The sequence below is a fragment of the Denitromonas iodatirespirans genome, assembly GCF_018524365.1.
Classification (GTDB): domain Bacteria; phylum Pseudomonadota; class Gammaproteobacteria; order Burkholderiales; family Rhodocyclaceae; genus Nitrogeniibacter; species Nitrogeniibacter iodatirespirans.
Genome location: NZ_JAEKFT010000023.1, coordinates 46,153 through 72,178 on the forward strand (window position 1 = coordinate 46,153; position 26,026 = coordinate 72,178).

The 26,026-nt window shown below is 60.6% G+C and carries 18 protein-coding genes; 5 read left to right on the top strand and 13 right to left on the bottom strand.

Features of this window, described 5'->3' with window-relative positions; all coding sequences use genetic code 11:
• Positions 1-71: 71 nt before the first annotated feature.
• From I8J34_RS17735 to I8J34_RS17750, 4 genes are all read right to left on the bottom strand, one after another.
• Positions 72-800, bottom strand: a complete 729-nt coding sequence (locus I8J34_RS17735; protein ID WP_214362930.1) for a hypothetical protein — start codon at positions 798-800, stop codon at positions 72-74.
• Positions 797-3,877: an HsdM family class I SAM-dependent methyltransferase gene (locus I8J34_RS17740; RefSeq protein WP_214362931.1), complete on the bottom strand. Its 3,081-nt coding sequence runs from the start codon at positions 3,875-3,877 to the stop codon at positions 797-799. The genes I8J34_RS17735 and I8J34_RS17740 overlap by 4 nt, the downstream gene beginning before the upstream one ends.
• Positions 3,878-3,923: 46 nt before the next feature.
• Entirely contained in the window at positions 3,924-4,385 is a 462-nt protein-coding gene (locus I8J34_RS17745; protein ID WP_214362932.1) for a MerR family transcriptional regulator, read from the bottom strand.
• Positions 4,386-5,305: 920 nt separating this feature from the next.
• Positions 5,306-5,836, bottom strand: coding sequence for an ankyrin repeat domain-containing protein (locus I8J34_RS17750; protein ID WP_214362933.1), 531 nt, complete (start codon positions 5,834-5,836; stop codon positions 5,306-5,308).
• A 139-nt stretch (positions 5,837-5,975) separates the two neighbouring features.
• Here I8J34_RS17750 and I8J34_RS17755 point away from each other — a divergent pair, with 139 nt between their 5' ends.
• A complete protein-coding gene (locus tag I8J34_RS17755; protein ID WP_214362934.1) occupies positions 5,976-6,662 on the top strand; it encodes a heavy metal response regulator transcription factor in 687 nt (228 codons plus the stop codon).
• Positions 6,663-6,863: 201 nt separating this feature from the next.
• On the opposite strand, the gene I8J34_RS17760 is transcribed toward I8J34_RS17755, so the two are convergent.
• Genes I8J34_RS17760 through I8J34_RS17770 form a run of 3 tightly spaced genes read right to left on the bottom strand, consistent with a single transcriptional unit; the run spans position 6,864 to position 12,982 of the window.
• Positions 6,864-10,046 carry a CusA/CzcA family heavy metal efflux RND transporter gene (locus I8J34_RS17760; protein WP_214362935.1) on the bottom strand — a complete coding sequence of 1,061 codons (3,183 nt, stop codon included), beginning with the start codon at positions 10,044-10,046 and terminating at the stop codon, positions 6,864-6,866.
• A 14-nt stretch (positions 10,047-10,060) separates the two neighbouring features.
• Entirely contained in the window at positions 10,061-11,626 is a 1,566-nt protein-coding gene (locus I8J34_RS17765) for an efflux RND transporter periplasmic adaptor subunit (RefSeq protein WP_214362936.1), read from the bottom strand.
• Between the two features lie 39 nt (positions 11,627-11,665).
• Positions 11,666-12,982 carry a TolC family protein gene (locus I8J34_RS17770; RefSeq protein WP_214362937.1) on the bottom strand — a complete coding sequence of 439 codons (1,317 nt, stop codon included), beginning with the start codon at positions 12,980-12,982 and terminating at the stop codon, positions 11,666-11,668.
• Positions 12,983-13,573: 591 nt separating this feature from the next.
• Here I8J34_RS17770 and I8J34_RS17775 point away from each other — a divergent pair.
• Complete coding sequence (locus I8J34_RS17775) at positions 13,574-15,004, top strand: heavy metal sensor histidine kinase (protein WP_230411892.1); 1,431 nt, start codon at positions 13,574-13,576, stop codon at positions 15,002-15,004.
• Positions 15,005-15,139: 135 nt separating this feature from the next.
• Here I8J34_RS17775 and copK read toward each other — a convergent pair whose 3' ends face one another.
• The 6 genes from copK to I8J34_RS17805 all read right to left on the bottom strand — a co-directional run bounded on the left by copK (position 15,140) and on the right by I8J34_RS17805 (position 22,497).
• Positions 15,140-15,418 (bottom strand): periplasmic Cu(I)/Cu(II)-binding protein CopK, encoded by a 279-nt coding sequence (gene copK / locus I8J34_RS17780; protein ID WP_214362938.1) that lies wholly within the window; start codon positions 15,416-15,418, stop codon positions 15,140-15,142.
• Positions 15,419-15,492: 74 nt separating this feature from the next.
• Positions 15,493-15,879 (bottom strand): CzcE family metal-binding protein, encoded by a 387-nt coding sequence (locus tag I8J34_RS17785; protein ID WP_214362939.1) that lies wholly within the window; start codon positions 15,877-15,879, stop codon positions 15,493-15,495.
• 237 nt (positions 15,880-16,116) lie between these two features.
• Entirely contained in the window at positions 16,117-19,290 is a 3,174-nt protein-coding gene (locus tag I8J34_RS17790; protein WP_214362940.1) for an efflux RND transporter permease subunit, read from the bottom strand.
• Between the two features lies 1 nt (position 19,291).
• Positions 19,292-20,818, bottom strand: a complete 1,527-nt coding sequence (locus tag I8J34_RS17795; protein WP_144179917.1) for an efflux RND transporter periplasmic adaptor subunit — start codon at positions 20,816-20,818, stop codon at positions 19,292-19,294.
• A complete protein-coding gene (locus I8J34_RS17800; RefSeq protein ID WP_144179915.1) occupies positions 20,815-22,092 on the bottom strand; it encodes a TolC family protein in 1,278 nt (425 codons plus the stop codon). Before I8J34_RS17800 ends, I8J34_RS17795 begins: the two co-directional genes overlap by 4 nt.
• 69 nt (positions 22,093-22,161) lie before the next feature.
• On the bottom strand, positions 22,162-22,497 hold the full coding sequence (locus I8J34_RS17805; RefSeq protein WP_144179934.1) for a copper-binding protein: 336 nt from the start codon (positions 22,495-22,497) through the stop codon (positions 22,162-22,164).
• Positions 22,498-22,712: 215 nt separating this feature from the next.
• Here I8J34_RS17805 and I8J34_RS17810 point away from each other — a divergent pair, with 215 nt between their 5' ends.
• From I8J34_RS17810 to I8J34_RS17820, 3 genes are read left to right on the top strand one after another with little or no spacing between them, the layout of a single operon-like run.
• Entirely contained in the window at positions 22,713-22,961 is a 249-nt protein-coding gene (locus I8J34_RS17810) for a DUF2933 domain-containing protein (protein WP_144179913.1), read from the top strand.
• Positions 22,958-23,605, top strand: a complete 648-nt coding sequence (locus tag I8J34_RS17815) for a methyltransferase family protein (RefSeq protein WP_144179911.1) — start codon at positions 22,958-22,960, stop codon at positions 23,603-23,605. The genes I8J34_RS17810 and I8J34_RS17815 overlap by 4 nt, the downstream gene beginning before the upstream one ends.
• Before the next feature lie 45 nt (positions 23,606-23,650).
• Positions 23,651-26,014, top strand: a complete 2,364-nt coding sequence (locus tag I8J34_RS17820) for a heavy metal translocating P-type ATPase (protein ID WP_144179909.1) — start codon at positions 23,651-23,653, stop codon at positions 26,012-26,014.
• The last annotated feature ends 12 nt before the right edge of the window (positions 26,015-26,026 follow it).

Genomic DNA, 26,026 nt, shown 5'->3' on the forward strand with positions numbered 1-26,026 from the left:
CAGGGAAGGACCGCCGCTAAGAGCCCGCTTTGTGCGACTGGCGCGTAAAACCGTCCTTACCCGCGCTGCGCTCAGGTCGCACCGCGACGGTGCCGAGACCGCGTCACGGAGACTGCTGGCGTGGCGGGAGCCGCGCATGGGATCAATGTATGCAGCAGCCTGATTGGTTCGCCAGAAGCGACGCGTGGCCGACCGTGGTTCGTGTCGAACCTGGCCCAGGTCGGATCGGACTGGGATGGTCGGATAACTACCTGACCTGCCGCGTCAGCAATGCAGCACAAGCGGCTGCGGTAGTCCGTCTGGTCGATGTAGGCGGCCAGCGCCGATGCCTCCGTATCCAGGTTGTTCGGGCTAAACGCGCACATGACGCCGAAGGCATGCCCCTGGGCATACTTGCCCTCCACGAAGCGGTTCATACCGTCGAAGCAATAGCGCCAGCGGCTGTCGGCACTCCCATCCAGCTTCTTGAACTCGATCACCAGATGCGGAGTTCCGGGAGCGCCTAGAATGACGCGGATGTCCGCCCTGGCCACCCGCGTCGTTCGCCCGTCGGCGTCGCGCCGCAATTCCCACGTCTCGGCCTGAAAGTCGCAGTCCATGCGCTTGGTCAAGCGACGCTCCCGGTCTTCCAAGGCCTCGCAGAGATTGTCGGTCAGCACCGTTTCATCATGCGAGAACGAAACGGCCTCCGCAAATTCCCGCTGGAGGGAGCCCCATGTATCGAAGACGTACGCAAGAACATCCGGGATGCGCGGGCTCGGGAAGACATCAAACCAGGCTGAGGACGGGTGTGTCGTCATTGATACGCCCGCTCCCATGCCGCGGAATGCACCGTTTGAACGATGCGATCGGCGTCCGTGAGCGCGGTTCTGGCCAGCCAGAATCTGCGGCGCAGCGGTTTCACGAAAAAGAAGGAGTCACCCGCCAGCACCATGATGTTGGGAATCTTGAAGAGATCGTCTGGATCCGTCTGCGCGGTGCGTTTGCTAAGACTGACGTGCAGTTCTTCGAGCAATTTCTGAAAGGCATCGTGGGACGTGAGCAGCCCGACAGCGTCGTCTCGCCCGCGGCTCGTCTGGATCTGGACCGCGCCAAAGAAGCCTCCGCTGCCATCCACGACGACGCGGACCTCGAGCGCGCCCTTGCCCCCGTTGCGCGCGCGCCAGTCCGAGAGTTCGTTGGTGAGCGCCGCCACGTACGCCTGAATTTCGTGCTTGTCTGGGCGATGCAGCAGTGGCGTCGCGAGCCGCTCATAGTCGGGTGGCTGAATGGACTTCGCCACGACCCGGACCGTGTCCTGCACAAGTACACGTTCAGCAGTCGTCAATTGGAAATAGTCGTAGACTAGGCCGTCGAGTCGATCATTGATGTTCGAGTAGGCATGGTCGCGCTGCCACTCCGGCACTTTCGCCAGTTCGTCGAACAACGACGACACGGTCGCGACAATCCGTGCTGCTGCGTTGCCATCCGGGTGTCGCTCGGGCGCGCAGAACGGAAAGGTTTCGATATCGTCCAGCGCGATCCGCGGCCGCTCGCCGATTACCGAGTAGCCGGTCATCACCATCAGATAGGAGGCCAGCGGCGATCTAAGGTAGGCCGTGAGCAACTTCAGCAGGCCAGCATCGGCCCGCCCCCCTCCGATCGCTCCGATCGACGACGTGAAGGCGAACGGCATGTCGGTATAGACCGCACGCACGGCATGTCCGTCGGCAAGACCATCGGGGAAGATGACCCGCGGCCCCTGATACAGACGTGCATTGCGGCCGCCCGGGCTTGCCACAATCGAGAAGTGATCGCGGACCCGTTCCAGCTGTGCGTCCGACGCGATCAATGGGTAACTGCCGGGCAGCCTCTCCGCCTGAAGAAAAGCCAGCTTCTGCAGTGGGCCCAGATCGCGGTCCGGGTTGCTGGAGTTGGGTGCATGAAAGCCCTTGCCGGACAGCCAGCGCTCCTCGCGCGACATCATGGTCGCGCCCACCGTCCCAAGGCGTTGAAGCCGCCGCAGCAGATCGATGTCGCGACGTTCGCCCCAATAGCTCGAGATAAGCAAGTAGGGCATATCGTAGACCTCGCGCGCGCGCAGCATCTTCCTGTCGACTGCGTGAAGGGCAAGACGTCCCAGGGCAAGACTGACGTCGGCCTTGGGCGTCCAGTATTCGACGATCTCATCGGTGAGCGAGATTGTGGCCTCCACCCTCGGGCGCGGTCGTGCGCACACGACCGCGCAAGGATGCTTCGCCGCCGGGAAGAGCAGGCGGCGAACGTCGGCGAAGTTGATAACCCGCTCGATCTGCGCCTCCTCCAGCAATCGCTGACGGAACGTGCAGGATTGGCTGCTCGCGCCGATCACGAGGTTGAGGGGCATAATGAGCGTCACGACGCCACCCGGCTTGACGCTGTGCATCGCCCGATAGGCAAATCCCGCCGCGATCTGCCGTCGGCCGATCGGGTACGGCGGCTCCTGCTTGCGGCACCACTCTTCCCATGTCGGCTTCTCGCTGCCGGCCGATTCGCGCCACGGCGGGTTGCATAGGAAGATATCAAACCTTCCCGAGGCCGCGAACGGATTCTTGTTGGAAAAGAAGTCGCCGTACTCGGCACCTTTCTGGATGTTCAGGCCCGGCCCGATCAGCTTCGGCAGCTTGAGCTGTTCGTCGGTCTGCAGCAGAGAGATGTCCGACGGATCGAGTCCTTCGAGCAACGACAGGTACAGACTGAACGCAGTGATCCAGCAGGCAGTCTCGTCGAGGTCATTGCCGAAGATCGTGCGCTGCATGAGCGACACGCGTTCGGTGAAGCGAAGGCGGCTGCCGCTCTTGATCTCGGCATACCGCAGCATCTTGCGAAAAGCTGTCGTGAGAAGAATGCCCGAACCGCAAGCACCGTCGTAGACCGCGCACTCGGAAGGATCCGGGAACGACTCGAACGCCTGCTCGGTCACCAGATTGGCCAGATGCCGGGGCGTGTAGTAGGCGCCCAGCGCGCCCTGACGATCCTTCAGCAGCGTTTCGTAGATGCCCGAAATGAGCTCGACGGGGATGTGGCTGAAGTCGTAGCGCCAGAAAGAGCCTTGGCCGGTTTCGACGTCGACTGCCTCGAGGAACTGATGGATCGCCCAGAAGGCGCGCTGTCCCAAGCTCGACCAAGGCGGCGCACCGCCGTCGCGAGAACTCAGAAAGTCACCGTTGAAATCGGCTCTGAGCCGTTTGAGCAGACGGTCGACGCCTTGTCCATCCTGTCGGGACACGTAGGCTTTCAGCAAATCGAGCTGGTGGGATCGGCGGTAGGCATCGCCCACGATCCCCCGCTGCTCAAGGTAGCAGAGGAAGATGACCTGGGCCATCAAGGCCTCAGCTTGGCTGTCGCTCAGTCTGTCCTTGGTGAGCTGCTTCACTACCTCGCGGAGGTTGGCGAGTAGGCGCTGATCCACTCGCTCCTCGGGCATAAACCAGTCGGACAGCCGATCCTTGATGAAACCGGATTGGACTTCGTAGGCCGACCAGCGGCCGCGCTTGGCGGCTTCGGTGCGCACAAGGGTATCGGGTGCGGCATCGCGGTCGTTTACCGCGTAAGCGGCCAAGCCCTCGCGATCGAGCACGAGCACGACGGAGGCCAGGTTCTGGTTCCAGACGCGTTGGCGGATGTGCTCCACACGTTGCGCGTGCGGCTGGGCAAGCGTGGTGGCGTCGATGAAGCAGACGGTCGGTTGCTCGCCGACACAGAAAACGGCCGAGGCGCCGATGCCGCGGTCTGGCGCCAGCATCTCCTCGATCTCTGCCGCGTACTGCCGCGTACCTACTGTCTTTCCGGCCCGGAAGAGTTCGTCCGGGAAGTCGGTGTAGGCGAGTTCGGCCAGCCAGCTATCGACCGCCCTCATGGTCGCCTCCACACTTCAGCTAGGAATGACCATCCGCGAGCCGGGATCATCGCACGGCCATCGCAGCAAACAACGGGAGCTGTCCAGTAGGTTCGACAAATCCGAAATCGGTCGACAGCGCGTCGAGATGGGGGTCCAGCCGGATGATCAGAGAGTCGGTGTCCACTGTGCGAATTTCCGGCAGCGGAACGATGTCGTACTGGGCTCCCGCTTGGAGCACCAGCGCTGATCCACGCAGGGCATGGAACGGCCTTTTCTCAAGCCGTTGAGCCAGCGCCGCAAAGAGGTCGCGCTGTGCCTGCAACTCGATATGAAAGGTTTCCTTGAACACGACTGCCAGCCTCAACAACAAAACGGTTTGCCACGCATAGCGAGCCCTGGATCCCGGCCCATTGGGCTGCACATCGGGTTTGATCAGGCCGCGCCGATTGGTCCACTCGCGCAACTGGTCCGTCGTCAAACCGGTCAGTTTCTGGGCCTCACCTGCCGTTACCAGCCGCTTCGCCACCCTGCCCCCACACGAACCGCCACCAAGCGGGCATTATACCCACTTGTTCATGGCGATACCGCCTTTGCTTCAGAAATGTCTGCCGTGCAAGCACTCATCGGCAACGGATTGGCGAGCAAACTGAGGCTCCCTTTTTGACGAGGCCCCGTCGGCTGTGCTAGGCAGCATCGCGCCCGGTCTCTGAACTTCCGCTCTAGGTCTCGATGAGCGTCCGCTTCGGGTCGAAACCGGCAGTTCGTCTTTTGAGGGTAGGTAAATAGTGCGCCAATCGAGAGCAACGCATTGAAGCGTCCTACAGCCTCGTCGGTATTCACCCGCGCGGAAATTGATCTTAACAATGCTCAACGGTCACTCGATAAGGGTCTCGACGCTCCTGTTCTGACGAACGGCAGCAATGGAAGAGAGAAAGCCTCAACAGATGCGAATCAGTAGGAACCTCTAATTCATGGGCGTTTGAGCACGGTGAATTTTCCGAACCCACCAATTTCTTCGTATTGCGGTCAGCGCACCAACAGAGGGCATGAACGCCGTTGAATTTTCAAAACCCTCTAAGTTTTAGTATGGCGGACTCATCGTTACGCTTCTATTGAATTACCGAAAACAGCGATAAATATAGTTATGTAAACCAAACTAGGGCCTACACATTGTGGATGTCTATGACACACCACCATAGTACGTTCAGGCCGCCCTCCTGCCTAACGCGAGCTGCCGAAAACAGCTGTTAACCTACAACCACATCACTGACGTCTTTTTGGCCAATACCGTCCTCCCAATCCTAGCGTTACTCGCGGGATATTCTTTCCGAAGATACTTTCACCAGCCTCCTGAGGCGCGGAGACTCGATGTAGCGCTTCCTTCCGGTGCCAGCCGTCGCCTCAGTGCGAAACGGCAACTGGCGCCCCAATATCTCGCCGCCCGAGTCAATGCCGCTTTGATCGAACTGAGGTCGACTCCTCGTCAATTTGCTCGACTACTTCTTCGCGACCAAGAAGCTTGGCCAAATCCCGAGAGTTCATCCCGGAGGCGTCTTGAGCATGGCCCCCGCTCCCGCCTTTGATTAGCACCTGAACAACATCGTCGTGTCCTTTGTAGACGGCCCAAAACAGAGCCAACTCGCCATCCTCATTTCGGAGATCGGGATTGGCGCCCAGCTGGATCAGTCGCGAAACAACGTGCGCGTGGCCGTTGAAGGCCGCCCAGAATAGCGGCGTCCAACCCGCGATATCTTGCGTATCGATACTTGCTCCATGTCGCAGCAATTCTTCTACCATCGCCCACTCGCGCCGATAGATCGCATGAAACATCGCCGTACATCCCTGATCGTCGCGATGTCGATCTGGGGGCGCGAGTGAAAGCAACTCCCGCAATGCCCCCTCGTCACCACCCCTGATGGCATCGATCAGGGGCTGTACGGAATTTGGAGGCGGCGATGGTTTATGTCTGTTGTCCATTTTTCTCTGAAGAGATGTCGCCTTGTCGCCGGGCGGATAGGCTTCACTCTACGCGGTGTTCCTCGTCGATTTCCCAACCACTACATTACAAATCGGTAATATTGCGAACTCGAATGTTGCCGTAGTGGATAATCAGCGTATGAAAATCCTGGTTATTGAAGACGAACCGAAGCTTGCGGAGTATTTGCGCAGGGCGCTTGCGGAAAACAGCTACGTCGTCGATGTAGCCCATAACGGTCATGACGGGCGCTTTCTCGCGCTGGACGGCAACTACGATCTGATTTTGCTCGATGTCATGCTACCCGGCCTGGACGGCTTTTCAGTCATGCGCGACATCAGGAAGGAAAAGCGCGTTCCGATCATGATGCTGACGGCCCGGGACAAGGTCGAAGACCGCGTCCGAGGCCTTCAGGATGGCGCTGACGACTATCTTGTCAAACCCTTCGCGTTGTCCGAATTATTGGCACGAGTGCAGGCGCTGTTGCGCCGAGGCGTCGTCGCCAGCCAGAGCGCTGATCCTACGGTACTCACCATGGCGGACCTGGAAGTCGATCTTGCCCGTCGACGAGCCTCGCGAGGGGAAACACGATTGGCGCTGACCGCAAAAGAGTTCACCTTGCTATCGTTGTTGCTACGCCAACAAGGGCAGGTGCTATCGCGCAGTTTTCTCGCCGAACAAGTGTGGGACATGAATTTCGACAGCAATACCAATGTGGTTGAGGTGGCAGTACGGCGCCTACGCGGGAAGCTAGACGATCCGTTCACCGACAAGTTGCTGCACACGGTGCGTGGCATGGGCTATGTGCTGGAGGACCGCAGCGGATAAGCCCGCGGCACCAAGCCAATAATTCGGGCTCGTAGCAGGAGCAGGTTTCACGCTTGGTGACTCGGATAGATCCTGGCCTGCTCACCTTGGCTTTGTCGCTCCATCGAGCGCTTGTTGCCAGTCACGCGTTTTCCAACATCTCAATGCCTCACCTCCGCCAGGGGAAGTGGCCGGGAGGTGGTGCGCCTCCCAGCCACGGTATCAAATGGTGACGGCTTCTGCAGCAGGTTCCGCCGTAAAGTCCTCTTCTTCTGCATCACGGCGATGTACCAGACGGTAGAGTGCCGGCAAGACCAGCAAGGTAAGCAGCGTCGATGACAAGATCCCGCCAATGACCACGGTGGCTAACGGACGCTGCACTTCGGCGCCGGTGCCAATTGCTATCGCCATCGGCACGAAGCCCAGCGAAGCTACAAGCGCAGTCATCAGCACCGGGCGTAAGCGTGTCAAGGCGCCCTCTTCAATGGCTTCGTCCAACGTCCGACCTTGCTCACGCAGGCTACGAATGAAGGAGATCATCACCAGACCATTGAGTACCGCCACGCCGGACAACGCGATGAAACCCACCGCGGCCGAGATGGACAGCGGAATGTCTCGAAGCCACAGCGCAATGACGCCGCCAGTGAGCGCAAAGGGAATCCCTGTGAACACCAGCAAGCCATCCTTGGCGTTGCCGAACATGACAAACAGCAAAGTGAACACCAGCAAGAGAGCAACCGGCACAACAATCTGGAGGCGCGCAATCGCTGACTGAAGCTGCTCGAACGTACCGCCCCAACTTGTCCAGTAGCCCGCCGGAATCTTCACCTCCGCCAAGCGTAACTCAGCGTCCTTGACGAAAGAGCCGATATCCCGCCCACGCACGTTCGAACTGACCACCACTCGACGCTTGCCCTCTTCGCGGCTAACCTGGTTCGGCCCCGGAGCCAACTTGAGTTCGGCGACTTCGCCGAGCGGAATATAAGCGGTCCGTTCGTCTCCACTCGCGTTGGCACTCCGTGGCAAAGCGATTGGTAGCCGCTTGAGCGCATCAAGATCAGAGCGCAAGGCATCAGGCAAACGCACCACAATGTCGAAGCGCCGATCGCCTTCGAACATGGTGCCCGCCTGACGGCCACCGATCGCCGTGGCGACCGCGTCCTGCACATCGCCAACGTTCAGGCCATAGCGAGCGGTTTTCTCTCGATCGATGTCGATCGTGAGCATGGGCAGACCGGTGGTTTGTTCAATTTTGACTTCGGATGAGCCCTCGACACTTTCAAGTGCTGCAGCCACCTTGGCGGCTGTTTCGTTCATCACCTTCATGTCGTCACCGAAGACTTTCACCGCAACATCACTTCTTACCCCGGAAATCAGTTCGTTGAATCGAAGCTGGATGGGTTGTGAAAATTCATAGCTGTTGCCGGGAATGGCATTCACCACGGCCTGCACAGCAATGAGCAACTCGTCGCGACTCTTCTTCGGCTCGGGCCACTGATCTTCTGGCTTGAGCATGATGTAGCCGTCGGAGATGTTCGGTGGCATTGCATCAGAGGCGATTTCCGCCGTGCCGGTGCGCGCGAATATCCGCTCAATCTCGGGGAACTCGGCTTTCAGCTTACGTTCGATCTGGCGCTGCATGTCGACCGACTGACTCAGGCTGGTTCCAGGAATACGCAGTGCCTGGATCGCGAAATCCCCTTCGTTCAGGCTTGGCACGAATTCGCTGCCCAGACGTGTTGCCAGCACACCGGACAAGGAGACGGCCACCACGGCAAGCGCCACCACCACCGGTCTGTTACGCATCACCAGGCCCAGCACCGGCTTGTAGCCACGGCGCGCGGCGCGCATCAAGCGGTTTTCCTTTTCAGCAACCTTGTCGCCGATGAACAGGGCGACGGCGGCCGGGATGAAAGTAACCGACAGCACCATAGCGCCGAGCAAAGCGGCAACCACCGTGAACGCCATCGGGTGGAACATCTTGCCTTCGACACCGGTGAGCGCAAAGATCGGCAGATACACCACCATGATGATCACCTGCCCGAAAAGCAGCGGACGGCGCGCCTCGACCGAGGCGGCATAGACTTCGTGGAAACGTTCCGTGCGGGTCAGCGGACGGCCGTGGTGCTCCTGAGCAGTGGCCAGGCGGCGCACACAGTTTTCAACGATGACGACTGCGCCGTCGATAATGATGCCGAAATCGAGCGCGCCCAGACTCATCAGGTTGGCGCTGATCTTGTAGGTCACCATGCCGGTGAAGGTAAACAGCATGGACAACGGGATCACCATCGCGGTAATGATGGCCGCGCGGATATTGCCGAGGAACAGGAACAAGATGGCGATGACGAGAATCGCCCCTTCGAGCAGGTTCTTCTTGACGGTGTTGATGGCCTTGTCGACCAGCACCGTGCGGTCATAGACCGTCACCGCGCGCACACCCTCGGGCAGGTTGCGGTTGATCTGGACCATTCTCTGGTCGACTGCGGCAGAGACCGCACGGCTATTTTCACCGATCAACATGAACACCGTACCAAGCACGACCTCATATCCATTTTCAGTGGCTGCGCCGGTGCGCAACTCACGTCCGATGCCCACCTCGGCCACGTCGCGGATGCGGATCGGCACCCCGCGCACATTACCAAGGATGATGCTCCCTATATCCGCCAGTGAGCTCACTTGCCCTGGCGCGCGGATGAGATATTGCTCGCCACGCTTTTCGATATAACCCGCCCCCACATTCGCGTTGTTGCGATCGATGGCGGTGACCATGTCCGCCAGCGTGAGGCCGTAAGAGGCCAGCTTCTCCGGGCTGGGCGCGACTTGATACTCCTTGGCAAATCCACCAATCGAGTTGATCTCGGTCACCCCCGCCACATTGCGCAACTGCGGTTTGATGATCCAGTCCTGGATTTCGCGCAGATCAGTCGACGTATACGGCTTGCCATCGGCCCTGCGGGCGTCGTCGCTCGCCTCCACCGTCCAAAGGTAGATCTCGCCCAGCCCCGTGGAGATCGGCCCCATAGCCGGCGTCACCTCGGCGGGCAAACGATCGCGCGCCTCCTGGATTCGCTGATTGACCAACTGCCGAGCAAAGTAGATGTCGGTGCCGTCCTTGAAAATCACCGTCACCTGCGACAATCCGTAGCGCGAGAGTGAGCGGGTCTGCTCCAGATCAGGCAAACCGGCCATCACTGTTTCAATGGGATAGGTCACGCGCTGCTCGACTTCCAGCGGCGAATAGCCAGGTGCTGCCGTGTTGATCTGAACCTGGACATTGGTGATATCAGGCACCGCATCAATGGGCAGGCGCTGATAGTTGTAGATACCGATGCTGGCCATGCCGAGCACGGCGAGCAAGACGAGCCAACGATGCTCAATGGCGAGCCGGATAATGCGTTCAAACATGGTTTTCTCCCGGCTCAGTGGCTGTGTTCAGCACTGCCTTTTCCCAGTTCCGCCTTAATGACAAAACTGCCGGCTGCGGCATGGGGGGTTCCGGCCTTCAAGCCCTCGATAATTTCAGTGCGCATCCCATCCGAGCTGCCCAACATCACCGGCTGAGGGACAAAACCACCCCTGGTTCGAATGAACACCACGGGTTGCTCTTCAACGGTGTGAACCGCTTCGGTTGCCACTGAGACGGGCACGGTCTTTTCACTGGAAATAACGTCAACATCGACAAACAGTCCGGGCCGCCAGGCCATGTCCGGATTTGCGAGGGTCACCTGCGCTTTGGCAGTACGAGTATCCTGCCCAAGCAACGCGCCAACATAGGAGATCGTGCCAGTCGTCCTTGACTCGAACGCCGTTGCGCTGATAGCGACCTCCTCGCCAACCCGAATGGTGTTCAGATCCTTGGCCGGGACGACAATCTCAGCCCATACAGACGAAAGGTCCGAGATGGTAAAGATGCTCGTGTCTTCTTTGACCGCTTCACCGAGCGACAAGTGTTTTTCGACGATCACACCATCGAATGGTGCTCGAATTTCGTAGCGGTTGAGGGCACCGGAAATCGTCGTACCAGCCCCCAAAGCCTTCAGTTTCTGCTGTGCGTTGGCAACCGCAATGTCAGCCTCTTGCAGCACCTGAGTGGCCTGCAAATAGTCTTGTTCCGCCGACACTTTTTCTTCCCACAGGCGCTTTTCCCGCACGAAGGTGGACTGAGCCAGAGCCCTCCGCTTGGTTGCGGCCAATAGCTCGCTCCTCTGCTCTGACAAGCTGGCACTGGCGATCACCGCCAATACCTCTCCGCGCTTGACCGACTGGCCAAGCTTGGCCGGTACGCTTTCAACCAATCCACTCAGGCGCGGAACGACGTGAGCTGTGCGATCTTCGTTGAACCTGATCTCACCCGGCAAGCGCAAGACAGTCTTGATTTTTGCTGGGGCCGCCGTATCAACGACCACGCCGGCGTCATCGATTTGCGCATCCGTCAGCTCCACTTTACCTTCTTCGGCGACGTAGTTGATGGTCAGCTTCTCGCCATTGACCTCAACACTGATGTTGGCGTCGAAAACATGGGGTTCGGCGACCTCTGTCGTGCTCTTCAGGTAATCATCCGCTACCGCGAAGGCGAGTTCCTCGACGCTGCCATCCGCGCGCACCAGCCGGCCACTGGCTTTCACAGTGCCAGGCGCCAAAACGCGATCATGGTCAAAAGACCACATCCGAATGTGCGGACTCCCCCCTTCTTCCGACAACAAAAATTCAACCCTGGTATCGCCGGCAGAGAACACCTGACCACCATGCACGCCAGGGACCGATGCTGCGTCATGGTGCTCACCATCAGCATGTTGATCATCGTCAGCGTGGTTGGTGCGTGGGGGTGCGCCGTGATGCTCCTCGTCTCCATGCGCACTCGCTTCGCCATGGCGGTCCGCCACGGGGGCCTGCGTGGAGGGGCTGGCGCCGAGCATGGCAGTTCCGGCGAGTCCGCCAATCAGCACGATGGCTGCGGCAAGCACGGCTTGTTTTTTTTCAATCATGGACGCGTAGATCCTCTCAATGGAGTTTGATTTTGAGTTCTAGTGGACAGAAGGCGCCGCTGAGCCCTGCGGCCCGAGCACGCGCTCAATCTGGGCCACTGCGCGGCTGATTTCCGTCAGCGTTTCGATATGCCGGGACCGCGCCTGAGATAGCGAGCGCTGTGCATCGAGTACATCCAGGAAGCTGAACTTGCCCAGTTCAAACCCAATCACTGCCGCTCGAAATGCGCTCAGCGCGGCCGGAACGACATCGGCCTCCAGCGTCGTCGCGCTTTGTTGCGCCACTAGAAGCTGCTGGTAGGCCTCAAACAAATCAGCCTGGAGTTTGGCTCGGAGCGCGTCCACCTCGTCAGCGGCCATGCCGGCGCGCTGTGTAGCAGCAAGAATGTTGCCTTGGTTGCGATCAAACAGAGGTATCTCGATCGACAGGCCAATGAGCGCCTGATTACGACCGACCTCTTCGGCGCGGATATTGCCAAGGCTAACTGTCAGGTCAGGGGTCCGCTTTGCCCGCTCCAGCACCACGGCCGATTGGCTGCGCTCAAGCGCATGCCGTGCACTAAGCATTTGCGGAGCCTGATCCAAACGCGACAGCAACTGAGGCCACGCCATGGCCACTGCTCCCGTCACGGTTTGGCCGGTCACTCGCCCGAAACCATCGTCCGAACCGGCCCAAGTTGCAGCCAGACGACGCCGCTGAACAGCAAGTGCGCTTTGAGCCTGGTTTTGCTCCATACGCGCAGACGCTTCAGCGATTTTCGCACGGGAAGCTTCCAGCGGTGCGGCCTTCCCGGCAGCGACCCGCTTGGTGGCCGCAATCAGGGCGCGCCCGGCAAGTACGACCAACTCATCAGTTAACGCGACACGCTCCTGCCCTGCCAATACGGCATAAAAAGTGGCAGCCACTTCGGATCGCACCACCAAAGTTCGCGCCGCCAGATCCGCATCTGCTGCTTTCACACTTCCGGCCGCCACATCCACTCGCGCGCTACGCTTGCCGCCGAGTTCGATGCGCTGGTCAATCTGGATTGTGGTCGTGCGCGTCGCGCTACGAGTATCCTCAAGCAGCATCGAGAGACTTGGATTTGGCAGAAGGCCCGCTTGCACGCGCTCGCCTTGGCGGGCAGCAACCTCGCGCCTTTGTGCGGCAAGCGCAGGGTTTGACGCCATGGCACGCTCAATCGCCTCAGTGAGCGTCAAGTCCGGCCGGCGCAGCCGCACCTCTGAGGTCAATGTAGACGCGGCACTCTCGCCATCCGGCGAACTCACCTCGGCCAACACAGCCGGGGAAAACACCATCAACAGCGACGTAAGAACAACAGGCGCCCCCGCCACGAATCCAGCATAGCTCAGCATGAATTTGTCTCGATTGTTTGTCTAAAACGATGAATGAAGCTCACTCAACGCGGCCCCATTCGACTCCAACTGACCACCGTCCGTGACGGCTGGAAAGCTCAGCACTGCGGGTTCCAACAATGCGCATAGAAGTGCGGAGACCCCAACGACGGCGCGGCCTGTCGTATCCGCATGGTCGTCCGTTCAGCACCGGTGCCAAAACGCGCACCGAAAGACTTTGCCGCTTGAAATGAACCGCATTGGAGATGCGCAAGGGTCAATCCGTCGCGCCACACCGCATTCACTGCCAAATATCGATAGCGCACGGACGATCAATTCTGGTAGTGCTCTATCGCGTCACACCGGTTTTTTGAGCACAATTTGATTCGAGGCGAAGCCTACAAGGCTGATATCGTCGAAAAGCGAACATTTAGATTACAGTTTTGTAATCGGCCAAGCCGTGGAACCGATCGCCTTAATGACGTAGCATGAACGGCTTGCCTCCGGCGCACTGGATGAGCACTCGACAGCGACTGGTGCGCAATCACAACACGCCGAAGACCGACTGAATGCGGCTGTGACGGCTCAGCACACGTGGCGATTAGGCGTGAGATGAGCGAGCTCACCAAGCCGAACTCTTTACGATTTTGCCCAGAAGTCCTAATGCACCGAAATGACAAGACTCGTCAGAAAAAACGGGAAAGGCCGGGCGTGAAGTCGCTGCGGCGCTGGCTTACTCAATGGCTTGCTGCATTGGCTTTCCTGGGCTTGGGAGTCGTTTGCAGCGTGATCTATTTTGCGACGACCATGAGTTTCGTCGAACGCCAAAACACGACGCTCTGGCAATATAAAAAAATTATTCAGCACCTGATTGAAGAGGTTGCGACTCAGGGCGATATAGAAACGCTTCGGCACAAGCTCGACGATTTTTTTTTCGGCCGCTTCGATCTTCGACTTGAACTGGCCTTGCACGGAGAGCGCACGACTTTTCCAAAAGGCGCCATAACCGAACGATCCGAACAACTACGGTCCGTTGACTTTCAGGTGCCCGCCCGCTGGCTCAGCGACGGTGTCATGCACGTCACCCTGGCCCTGGATACCAGCGCAGACGCAACAATGTTGACGCGATTGGCATGGACCTTGTTTGCGAGCGCCCTTGGTGGAACGCTTCTCGTGTCCTATTGTGGAGCGCGACTTGTGCGCCACTCCCTTGAGCCGGTAAATGAATTGGCGGCTCAGGCAAAGCAGTTGGTGCCTGAACGGCTAAGCGAACGCCTTGATGGCCAGACGCAGGCTGAAGAATTCCAACCGCTGATTATGCAGTTCAACGCCGTACTGGAGCGGCTTGAGCGCGCGTATGTTCAACTTGAAGCATTCAACGCGGACGTGGCTCATGAACTTCGTACGCCCTTGGCGACGCTCATCGGCCAAACCGAACTGGCTTTGACTGGCACTCGGTCGAGCGAAGATCTACTCGACTTTCTTGGGTCCAATCTCGAAGAGCTACAACGCCTTTCAGGCCTGATCAACGACATGCTATTTCTTGCGCAGGTCGATCGCGGCATCAGTGCGCGCGCAGAAATAGTCAACAGTATTGCCGACCTGGCATCTGAAGTTCTGGAGTACCACGAGGCCGCCTTGGCCGAGAATGGGCTTCGCGGTGCGGTGCTCGGCGACGCAAGTGTCGCTGCCGACAGAGCGCTTCTAAGGCGGGCGCTTTCCAACCTGCTTTCGAATGCCGCGCGGTACGGCTACGCCGGCACATGCGTTACCGTGCGAATCGGCGTTGAAAGTGGGAAAGTACTACTTTCAGTTGAGAATGTAGGCGAAGCAATCCCCCCAGAAGAGATCGACCGGATTTTCGATCGCTTCTATCGACATGACGTATCGCGCGTGCACCGGCAGGAAAACAATTTTGGACTTGGCCTCTCCATCGTCGCCGCTATTGCACGCATGCATGGAGGTAGCGTTTTTGCACATTCAGATTCGGAAATAACATCTGTCGGGCTGTCACTGGTTCCTGCTCGCCGAACATGTATTTAGGGAAACCCCTCGTTTTCCAGTGCTTCGCTATCGTGTTGGCACCACGTCGTTCTGAATGCGGGCAAGTTGCCGAAATGCGAAAACCCACCGCGAAGGTGGGTCCATCGAACTAATGTATGGCGGGTCTGCCGACGACTACCCGCGATGGTCTTTGTGAAGGAGTGCATCCAATCGCCAGATTTCATTGCCGTTCATGATGATCTTCTGACCATCGGTCGTTTCCATCACATGACCCGGCTGCATGTGTGTGGCTCTTCCCAGCTTGTCCTCCATGCCCATCTTCCCGTCTTTGAAGATGTACACCGTCGCGCCATCCTTCAAAGGGATGGACTTCTCGACGAGTGCGGCGTCAGCGGCGAAGGCAGAGATGCTGACTGCGCTGATGGCAATAATGGTGAGTGCTTTCTTGATCATGGTTGCCTCTTGGAGCGTTGAGTGATATCGCGGGCACGTTCAAAAAATCCCGCTAAGCAAATGTTCTTCCGGCCTTAGCCGGCAAAATCCGGGTTCTTAGACACATAGACTGTGACGCCCTTGGCGCCGGGTATGACCTCGGACAGCGCGAACGGGCGGGTGCCGAGCGTATCGAAGGTCCAATCCAGGCTCTTTCCGTCAACCGTGATACGAACGGTTTCAAGTTGGTTTACGTTCAGATATTTCGCCTCGCCGCTCAGCGTGATCTCCCGACCTGGCGCGGCAACGGCCTTGTAGCCGAAGGGGGCCAACTGGTTGGCGGAGGGCTGAGCATTCGATTCGGACACATGATTCAGCCAATGGGAGCCAGCTTCCGTGTAGTCCGGATGAGCGTAGGCGGAGGTCGCGGCAACGCCGCCAATTGCGGCGATGAAGGACAGTTTGATCAGGGTGGTTTTCATGGTGTTCTCCTTGGAAAAAGTTTCAACTGAGCCGAACTTCGTCTATCCGACCGTGAAGACATCCTAAGGGGCTGACACCGACGGGACGCTGACCCGGGAATTACATTGTCGTTAGCCAAATGTCGTGATGCCGTTACGTCACGGGAGGTCGCTCTCCGGACGCCTGCCGCACCACAAACGACAACGGCCGGGCGCATGCGAGCCGCCCGGCCGTTGTCTTCGCGCGAGTCTTATTGACTAGCTTGGCTCGGGAATCAACTCCGACTTAACCACTGCCCGAGGTGTTTCCAGGCCTCGCTTGAGGCGCCACTGCTTGACCAGCGCATACAACGCCGGGATCACGCCCAGCGTCAGCACTGTCGACGAGATCATGCCGCCGACCATCGGCGCGGCGATGCGGCTCATGACTTCAGAGCCGGTGCCGGTGCTCCACATGATGGGTAGCAGGCCGGCCATGATGGCTACTACGGTCATCATCTTGGGTCGCACCCGCTCAACCGCGCCTTCCATGATGGCGTGATAGAGGTCCGACACATCGGGTTGGCGACCATCGCCAAGCCGTTTCGTTTTGATTTCCTCCCATGCCTGATCCAGGTAAATCAGCATCACCACCCCGGTTTCAGCCGCCACGCCGGCCAGTGCGATAAAGCCCACCGCCACCGCCACGCTCATGTTGTAACCCAGCCACCACATCAGCCAGATGCCGCCCACCAGCGCGAAAGGCACCGACAGCATGACGATCAGCGTTTCAGCCAGGCGGCGGAAGTTCAGATACAGCAGCACAAAGATGATCGCCAGCGTCAGCGGCACAACCAGCGACAGCTTGGCCTTGGCTCGCTCCATATACTCGAACTGGCCCGACCAGGTGGCGTAGTAGCCCGGCGGGAAGCTGACCTTGTCGGCCACTGCCTGCTGCGCTTCTTTTACATAGGAGCCGACGTCGCGGTCGCGAATGTCGACAAACACATAGGCCGCGAGCAGCGCATTCTCGGTCTTGATCCCCGGCGGACCGTTGCGCAGCGCAATCTCGGCCAGTTGCCCCAGCGGGATCATGCCCGCGGCGCTGGGCACGAAGACTTCATTGGCGATGCGCTGCGTGTCCTCGCGCAAGGCGCGCGGGTAGCGCACCGTGACGTTGTAGCGCTCCAGCCCTTCGACGGCGGTGGTGACCGGCGCGCCGCCCAGGGCGGTGGATACCACCTGCTGGAACTCACCCACGGTGATGCCGTAGCGCGCCAGTTGCTCGCGGCGCGGAGTGATGTCGAGGTAATACCCGCCGGTCACCCGCTCGGCGTAGGCGCTGGTGGTACCGGGCACGTCCTTGACCGCCTGCTCGATCTGGCGCGCCAGCTTTTCGATTTCGCCCAGATCCTTGCCGAAGACTTTGACCCCCACTGGCGTGCGGATACCGGTCGACAGCATATCAATGCGCGCCTTGATCGGCATGGTCCAGGAGTTGGCCACGCCGGGGAACTTGAGCGCCGCGTCCATCTCGGCGATGAGCTTGTCCACCGTCATGCCCGGGCGCCATGTGTCTTCCGGCGTGAGATTGATGACGGTCTCGAACATCTCGATCGGTGCCGGATCGGTCGCGCTATTGGCGCGGCCGGCCTTGCCATACACCGACTCAACCTCTGGGAAGGTCTTGATCACACGGTTAGTGGTCTGCAGCAGGCGCGCGGCTTCGGTCACCGACATGCCAGGCAGCGAGGCCGGCATGTAGAAGATCGAGCCCTCGTTGAGCGTGGGCATGAATTCCGAGCCGATCTGCCGTGCCGGAAAGATCGTCGCCGCCATTGCCAACACAGCGAGCACCAGGGTGGTCCATTTGCGGCGCATCACCCACTGAATGATCGGCCGATAGGCCCAGATCAGGAAGCGATTCACCGGGTTCTTCTGCTCCGGCATGATGTGCCCGCGAATGAACAGCATCATCAGCACCGGCACCAGCGTGACCGAAAGAATGGCAGCACCGGCCATGGCAAAGGTCTTTGTGAAGGCCAGCGGGCTGAACAGCCGCCCTTCCTGCCCCTCCAGCGTGAACACCGGCAAGAAGGAGACGGTGATGATCAGCAGCGAGAAGAACAGCGCCGGCCCCACTTCCTTGCAGGCGCGGATCATCGCCGCCGCACGGTCGCGTTGGTGCGCATCGTGCGGTAATCGCTCCAGGTGTTTGTGGGCGTTCTCGATCATCACGATGGCCGCATCGACCATCGCGCCGATGGCAATGGCGATGCCGCCCAGGCTCATGATGTTGCTGCCCATGTCCATCGAGCGCATGGCGATGAAAGCGATCAGGATGCCGATCGGCAGCGTGAGGATGGCGACCAGCGCACTCCTCACATGCATCAGGAAGATGATGCACACAGCGGCGACGATCAGGCTCTCCTCGAACAGCGTCCATTTCAAGTTGGCGATGGCCCGCTCGATCAAGGGCGCACGGTCATACACCGGCACAATCTCGGTGCCCTCGGGCAGGCCGGGCTTGAGTTCCTCGATCTTGGCCTTGACGTTGGCGATCACATCGAGCGCGTTCTGGCCAAAGCGCGCCATCACGATGCCCGAGGCCACTTCGCCCTCGCCGTTCAGTTCGGTGATGCCGCGCCGCCCGGCGGGCACGAGTTCGACCCGCGCCACGTCGCGCACCAGCACCGGCGTGCCGCCATCGGCCTTGAGCACCAGGGTTTCGATGTCCTCGACGCCCTTCAGATAGCCCAGGCCACGCACCATGAATTCCTTCTCGGCCAGCTCCACCACCCGGCCACCGACATCGCGGTTCGATTCGCGGATCACCTGCGAGACGCGCGCCAACGGAATCCCGTAGCTCGCCAGCCGGTGCGGGTCGACGATGACCTGGTATTCCTTGACGAAGCCGCCCACGCTGGCCACCTCGGCCACCCCACCGGCCTTGGTCAGCTGGTAGCGCACATACCAGTCCTGCACGCTGCGCAGGTCGGCCAGCGACTGGTCCTTGCCGGTGAGCGCGTACTGGAAGACCCAGCCCACACCAGTGGCGTCGGGGCCGAGCTGCGGCGACACCCCTTCGGGCAGGCTACCCTGCACCGAACTCAGGTATTCGAGCACGCGCGAGCGGGCCCAGTAGATGTCGGTGCCGTCCTCGAAGATCACATACACGTAGGACGCGCCGAACATCGAGAAGCCGCGTACCACCTTGGCCTTGGGCACCGCCAACATGGCGGTGGTGAGCGGATAGGTGACCTGATCTTCCACCACCCGGGGGGCTTGCCCCTGGTATGGCGTAAACACGATGACCTGGGTGTCGGACAGATCGGGCAGCGCATCGAGCGGGGTCTGCTTGACCGCGTACACCCCGCCGCCGATCACGGCCAGCGTGGCCAGCAGCACCAAAAACACATTGCGCGCCGACCATTCAATCAGACGATCGAGCATCTCAATGCCCCTTGTGCGCGGCCGCGCCGGCTTGCTCGACTTTGACGATGACGAACTCGCCGTCGCCCCGATCTTCAAAGGTAAAACGCACCGGCTGCCCCGGCAGCACCCCTTTGATGACCTCTTTGCTGGCCAGACCGAATTCCATGGTCATGGCCGGCCATTGAAGCGCGGGGATGGCCTCGTGGTTCATCGACACGGTGTCGGATGACAAATCAACCGAATCCACCGAGCCGACCGCTTCATAGTTTTTCGCCGTTGTTGCATCAGGCGCTGAGAAGGTCGACAACGCGGCCTTGAGATTGCTCTCCGCATCGATCAGGAAGTTGGCTGCCACGACGACTTCAGCACCGTCCTCCAGCCCCTCCAGAATTTCAACGTGATCTCGCCCGCGCAGCCCAACTTTCACCGGTTGCGGTTTGAACTTGCCCTCACCTTCGACCCGCAGCACCACCTGTCGTTCACCGGTGTCGATGAGCGCCGATTTGGGCACAGTCAAACGCTTGGCGCTGCCGGCCGAGGCGATGTCGACATGAGCAAACATGCCGGGACGCAGCAAGCCGTCACGATTGGCCAGCTCCAGACGCACCGGGGTGGTCCGCGTGGCCGCGTTGAGGGTGGGATAGAGATAAGTGAGCTTGGCATCGAAGGTCTGGTCCGGAAATGCTTCCAGACTGACCTTGGCCATCTCGCCGACCTTCACCCGGGCCAGATCCTTCTCGTAAACATCGGCGATCACCCAAACAGTGGACAAATCGGCAATGCGGTAGATCGCCGTCCCCGGCATAAAACGCATGCCCTCGACGGCCTTTTTCTCTAGGACGAAGCCGGTCGCCGGAGAGTTGAAAGTCAGCCGGCTTGAAACCTTGCCTGCCGGCGCCGCGACCTGCCAATTGGCCAGGCGCTCGCGCGCCGCCTCGGCAAGACGGCCGGCGGCCGCGCGTGCGGCGGGGTCCGCATCCGGCGCATCGAGCTTAAGCTCGCGCGCAATCGCCAGTTCCTTTTGCGCCGACACCAGTTCGGGGCTGTACACCGAAAACAGCGGCTGACCGCGTTTGACCGGATCGCCACTGGCATTCACATGCAGCCGCTCGATCCAGCCCTCGAAGCGCGGCGCCACATCATGAATGGCGCGCTCGTTGATCTCCACCCGGCCGACCGCCCGCACCGCCGCGTCCATCGCGCGTATCTCGGCCATCGCGGTCTTGACGCCGAGCGTCTGCAAGCGGGCCGGGCTGACCTTGACCGCACCTTCGCCATCCGGCTCGTCACCTTCATAGACCGGAATGTAGTCCATGCCCATCGAGTCTTTTTTGGGTTCAGGCGAGGTATCCGGCAAACCCATCGGGTTACGGTAGTAGAGAATCTTGCGGGGCTGCTTGCCGCCATCCGCTGCAGTTTCCGCCGCATGCGCTGCAGGCAGCAAATCAGTGGTGATTGCCGCATGGCGGCTACCCGCCCAATAGGCCGCCGACAGTGTCACACCGACAGCCACCGCGGCCAGCGTTAGGGAAATAGGTCGTTTCACAGGGGGGCTCCCACCAGCAGTTCGAGTTCAGCGAGCCGAATATGGATCTCGGCGTCGGCGTCCAGCAAGGCAAGGCGCGCGCGCAGAATCTGCCGCTCGGCCTCGATGAGGGTATTGAAGTTGACCCGGCCGGATTCGTACCCCGCCATGGCCGCATCGAAGTTGGCACGCGCCTGCGGCAGCAGCGTGCCGCGCAGCAGCCGTGCCTTGTCGACGTTGGCTTCGAAGGCAGCATGGGCTTCGCCGAGTTGGCCATTGAGTCGCGCTTCCGCGGCGGCGACCTGACTGTGGGCGGCATCAACTCGCCGTTCAGCCTCCCGCTCCTGCGCCCGGCGGGAACGTTGCTGCAACGGGATGTTGACCTCCAGCATCACATCCCAGCTATCGGTGCCGTTTTGCGGACGGTTATTGGTCAATGCGACGCCGAAATCGGGATAGCGATTCAGATACACGAGTTCTCGCGACTTGGCGGCGGCTTCCGTCCCAAGTCGCTCACGCGCCAAGCCCGGCGAGAGCGATTTGGCACGCTCAAACAGCGCCGCCAGATCGAGTTGTGCGGGCGCCTCGGGCAATCGGGTCGGCGCATCGAGCGGCGCGTCAGCCCGGCGCGGCAATTGCGCATTGAGCTTGGCGACAGCATCACGCCGGCGACGCTCGGCCTCAACGCGTTCAATTTTGAGCGTGGTCAGTTCGCTATGCGCTCGAATCGCGTCCTGCTGCGGCACCAGCCCCACGCTGTAGCGGGTCTCGACCAGCCGGCTCAGGGCATCGAGCAGCGCAAGCGTCTCGCCAATAATCGCGGACTGGCCGTCCGCCTGGTAGTAACGCACATAGGCCGTCTTGATACGTGCCTCGACCTCCAGCACGGCGCTGTCGGCGAAGCGTGCGCTTTGATCCGCTAACGCTTCGGCCACACCACCGCGCAACCCACGCTTACCCCAGAATGGGACGGACTGGATGACCCGGTAGCGGGTCTGCCCAACCGCTCCGGGCACCAAAGATGCACCGCCACCCGACATGGTGTTGGTGAAATCCATCAATTCAAGCTGAAATTTAGGGTCGGGCAACGCACCGGCCGGTTCGATGCGCTCCCGATTGGCTGCCGCCTCCAACCTGCGAGCGGCCAGTTCCGGGTTGTGTTCGCGGGCATAGGACAGCAACTCGTGGAGCGAAGCTCCAAGCGGCGCTTCAGACGTCTGAGCATGAGCCGGGCCAAACAGCACCGCGCCACCGAGAGCGCTGGCAAGCAGGCCGCGCATCAGGAAGTTTTTCATCGGTTTGAAGTCCGGAAGAGGATCATCGGCGAGGTGCGCACCATGCGTGAGCGCACCTCTCGTGCGGGCCTATTGAGCGCTTTCCAGCTGGGTCACCGTCAGCGTGCCGCCAACGTCTTCGGCAACAAAATGTACGGTGTCACCCGGCTTGACCTTCTTCAGCATGTCCATCGACGCCGCTTTGAACACCATCGTCATGCCCGGCATGCCGAGATTTTTGAGCGGGCCGTGCTTGATCGTGATCTTGCCCTTGGCGGCATCCACCTTTTTGACCATCCCTTCTGACATGCCGTCCGTTGCCGCGGCCATGGGCATCGCGCCATGACCGTGGTCCCCCGCTGCACTGGCGGGCAGGGCCGAACCCAAGGCTGCTGCCACGAAAATGGCAGAGATAAGTGCTTTCATGATCCTTCCTAGAATGAGTTTCGAGTGGCGCCACTGTAGAGGAACCATCCCGTCGGTGACCTGACGCAAAGATGACAAATTTGTCATCTTTGCGTCGCAGCCCAGGGCACCGCCTGAAAAAGGAAAAATGACACGGTTGTCATCCGCAGGTCATGTTTCCGTTCCCTGCCGAGGCGAACAATTGACGCATCCTCAGTGACCACAATGGACTCGCGATGAACGCTTTGAAACCCGATGCGCAACACGAAAGTAACCACGCAACGCGCCACAGTCGTCGCACGTGGTGGATCTTTGGTGGCTTTGCCGCCATCGCGTTGGTGATGCTCGCTATCGAGCACCAGGCGCACCTGCTCGGTTGGCTGCCCTGGCTGTTCCTGGCGGCCTGCCCGCTGATGCATGTTTTCATGCACGGCGGTCACGGTCATGGCGGACACGGCGGCAAACACGGCGGTGACGACAAATGATCGAATCCTCCTACGGACTGTGGTCGCTGGTGGCGATCAATTCCGCGATCTTCATCTTCTTCGCCTTCAGCTTCTTCAAGCCCCGCACCGCGCGGGATTGGCGCACGCTGGGGATGTTCTCCGCCTTTCTCGTGGCGCTATTTACCGAAATGTATGGCTTTCCGCTGACCATCTACCTGCTCTCGGGCTGGCTGGGACAGCACTTTCCAGGCATCGATTTTCTGGCCCACGACTCCGGTCATCTGCTGGAGATGATGTTCGGCTCGCGCACCAACCCGCACTTCGGCCCCTTCCATCTACTCTCAACGGTCTTTATCGGCGGCGGATTCTGGCTGCTGGCAGCCGCCTGGCGGGTGCTCTACGCAGCGCAAGCGAGCGGGCAACTTGCCACAGCGGGTCCCTACGCCCGGTTGCGCCACCCGCAATACGTGGCCTTCGTGCTGATCATGATCGGCTTTTTGCTGCAGTGGCCCACGCTGATCACGCTGGGGATGTTCCCGATCCTCCTTATCGTCTATGTCCGACTCGCCCGCCGCGAAGAGCGTGACTCGGCAGCGCACTTTGGCGAGGCATGGGATCGCTACGCCAAGGCGACACCCGCCATTTTCCCGCGCTGGCAGGCAATCGACACCACGCGACATTGAACAAATAACGCCCCATTGCAATCAAAATCAATCAGGAATGCGGACATGACTACGCACCACTCAGCCTCTCAAGGACATGCAGACCACGGCACGGCCTGCCATCATGAGCACGCACCGATCAAGGATCCGGTGTGCGGCATGAGCGTCGCGCCTGACGCCGGAAAACCAACGGCGCAGCACGGGGGCCAGACCTACCATTTTTGCTCGAGCAAATGCCACGACGCCTTCGTGGCCGATCCGACGCGCTACCTCTCCGGCGCACACAAGGCCGCCAAGCCGGCGCCGAAAGGCACGCAATACACCTGCCCGATGCACCCAGAGATCGTCCGCGACGCGCCGGGTGAATGCCCAAAGTGCGGCATGGCGCTGGAGCCGATGGGTGTGCCTGCCGAGGATGCCGGGCCGAATCCGGAGCTGGTCGATTTTCGCCACCGCTTCTGGGTTGGCGCCGTGCTCACCGTTCCGTTGCTGATCCTGACCATGGGGCCGTTCGTGGGGCTGGGTTTCATCCGCGAGATGATCGGTGAGCGCGCCGCGCTGTGGACCGAGCTGCTGCTGGGCTCCCCGGTCATCTTGTGGGCGGGCTGGCCGTTCTTTGAGCGCGGCGTCAAATCGGTCATCAACCGCAGCCTCAACATGTTCACCCTGATCTCTCTCGGCGTGGGCGCCGCCTACCTGTTCAGCGTGGTGGCGGTGCTCATGCCCGACATCTTCCCGGCCGGCTTCCGCAATGCCGAGGGCCATGTCGGGGTGTACTTCGAAGCCGGCGCGGTGATCGTGGCGCTGGTGTTGCTCGGTCAGCTGATGGAACTGGGTGCGCGCGAACGCACAGGCTCGGCGATCCGCGCACTGCTCGACCTTGCCGCCAAGACGGCTCGGGTCATTCGCCCCGACGGGCGCGAGGAGGAAATCCCGCTCGAAGACGTCGTAGTCGGTGACCAGCTGCGGGTACGCCCCGGCGACAAGGTGCCGGTCGATGGCGTGGTGCTCGAAGGTCGCTCGTCGATCGACGAGTCGATGATTTCGGGCGAGCCCGTGCCGGTCGAAAAAACCGAAGGCGATGCCGTGACGGGTGCGACGATCAATGGCACCGGCTCACTCATCATTGAAGCCAAGCGCGTCGGCGCCGACACGCTGTTATCGCAGATTGTCGACATGGTGGCCAACGCACAGCGCTCGCGTGCGCCAATCCAGAAACTCGCCGATTCGGTCGCGGGGAAGTTCGTTCCGGCCGTTGTAGGCATCGCAGCGCTGGCCTTTATCGGCTGGGCCGTTTGGGGGCCGACGCCAGCGCTGGCGTATGCGTTGGTGTCGGCGGTGGCGGTGCTGATCATCGCCTGCCCCTGCGCACTGGGGCTGGCTACACCAATGTCGATCATGACCGCCACCGGCCGCGGCGCGCAGGCCGGCGTGCTGATCAAGAACGCCGAGGCGCTGGAGCGCTTCGCCAAGGTCGACATCCTGATCGTGGACAAGACCGGCACGCTGACCGTGGGCAAGCCAAAACTGGTCGCGGTACTACCGGCCGCCGGGCATGATGAGGACGAGGTGCTGCGCCTGGCCGCCAGCCTCGAGCGTGGCTCCGAGCACCCGCTGGCCGAGGCGATTGTCAGCGGTGCAGAGGAGCGCGGCGTTTCACTGACCAAGGCCGACGCCTTCGAGGCCATCACCGGCAAAGGCGTCAAAGGCGAGGTCGATGGCAAAGCAGTGGCGCTGGGCAACGCCAAGCTGCTTGAGGAACTGGGCGTGGATGCCCGCCGCGACATGGACGAAGCCAATCGCCGCCGCGACCAGGGCGAAACCGTGATGTTCGTGCTGATTGGAAGCGAGATCGCCGGTCTGGTGAGCGTCGCCGATCCAGTCAAGGACAGTACGCCGGCGGCACTCAAGGCACTGCACTCGCAGGGGCTGCGCATCGTCATGGCCACCGGCGACAACGAGCGCACTGCCCGCGCCGTGGCCGGCCAGCTCGGCATCGATGAGATCCGCGCCGATGTGCTGCCGGCCGACAAGGCGCGCATCGTCAAGGAACTGCAGGCGGCCGGACACAAGGTGGCGATGGCCGGCGACGGCGTCAATGACGCCCCCGCACTGGCCCAGGCTGACGTGGGTATCGCCATGGGCACAGGCGCCGATGTGGCCATCGAGAGTGCTGGCTTCACCCTGGTCAAGGGCGACCTGACCGGCATCGTGCGAGCGCGCAAGCTCTCCGTTGCCACCATGCGCAACATCCGCCAGAACCTGTTCTTCGCGCTGGTATACAACGCCGCCGGGGTGCCGGTCGCCGCCGGGGTGCTGTATCCCTTCCTCGGCATCCTCATTTCCCCCATCTTCGCCGCCGCGGCCATGAGCCTGTCCTCGGTGTCGGTCATCGCCAACGCCTTGCGCCTGCGGCGCGTCGATATCTGATTCAAGGATCAA

Bases quoted from the DNA above. Each gene is read 5' to 3' on its own strand.
- I8J34_RS17735 (WP_214362930.1), bottom strand. From the start codon at position 800: ATGACGACACACCCGTCCTCAGCCTGGTTTGATGTCTTCCCGAGCCCG.
- I8J34_RS17740 (WP_214362931.1), bottom strand. From the start codon at position 3,877: ATGAGGGCGGTCGATAGCTGGCTGGCCGAACTCGCCTACACCGACTTC.
- I8J34_RS17750 (WP_214362933.1), bottom strand. From the start codon at position 5,836: ATGGACAACAGACATAAACCATCGCCGCCTCCAAATTCCGTACAGCCC.
- I8J34_RS17755 (WP_214362934.1), top strand. From the start codon at position 5,976: ATGAAAATCCTGGTTATTGAAGACGAACCGAAGCTTGCGGAGTATTTG.
- I8J34_RS17760 (WP_214362935.1), bottom strand. From the start codon at position 10,046: ATGTTTGAACGCATTATCCGGCTCGCCATTGAGCATCGTTGGCTCGTC.
- I8J34_RS17765 (WP_214362936.1), bottom strand. From the start codon at position 11,626: ATGATTGAAAAAAAACAAGCCGTGCTTGCCGCAGCCATCGTGCTGATT.
- I8J34_RS17770 (WP_214362937.1), bottom strand. From the start codon at position 12,982: ATGCTGAGCTATGCTGGATTCGTGGCGGGGGCGCCTGTTGTTCTTACG.
- I8J34_RS17775 (WP_230411892.1), top strand. From the start codon at position 13,574: ATGAGCGAGCTCACCAAGCCGAACTCTTTACGATTTTGCCCAGAAGTC.
- copK (WP_214362938.1), bottom strand. From the start codon at position 15,418: ATGATCAAGAAAGCACTCACCATTATTGCCATCAGCGCAGTCAGCATC.
- I8J34_RS17785 (WP_214362939.1), bottom strand. From the start codon at position 15,879: ATGAAAACCACCCTGATCAAACTGTCCTTCATCGCCGCAATTGGCGGC.
- I8J34_RS17790 (WP_214362940.1), bottom strand. From the start codon at position 19,290: ATGCTCGATCGTCTGATTGAATGGTCGGCGCGCAATGTGTTTTTGGTG.
- I8J34_RS17800 (WP_144179915.1), bottom strand. From the start codon at position 22,092: ATGAAAAACTTCCTGATGCGCGGCCTGCTTGCCAGCGCTCTCGGTGGC.
- I8J34_RS17805 (WP_144179934.1), bottom strand. From the start codon at position 22,497: ATGAAAGCACTTATCTCTGCCATTTTCGTGGCAGCAGCCTTGGGTTCG.
- I8J34_RS17810 (WP_144179913.1), top strand. From the start codon at position 22,713: ATGAACGCTTTGAAACCCGATGCGCAACACGAAAGTAACCACGCAACG.
- I8J34_RS17815 (WP_144179911.1), top strand. From the start codon at position 22,958: ATGATCGAATCCTCCTACGGACTGTGGTCGCTGGTGGCGATCAATTCC.
- I8J34_RS17820 (WP_144179909.1), top strand. From the start codon at position 23,651: ATGACTACGCACCACTCAGCCTCTCAAGGACATGCAGACCACGGCACG.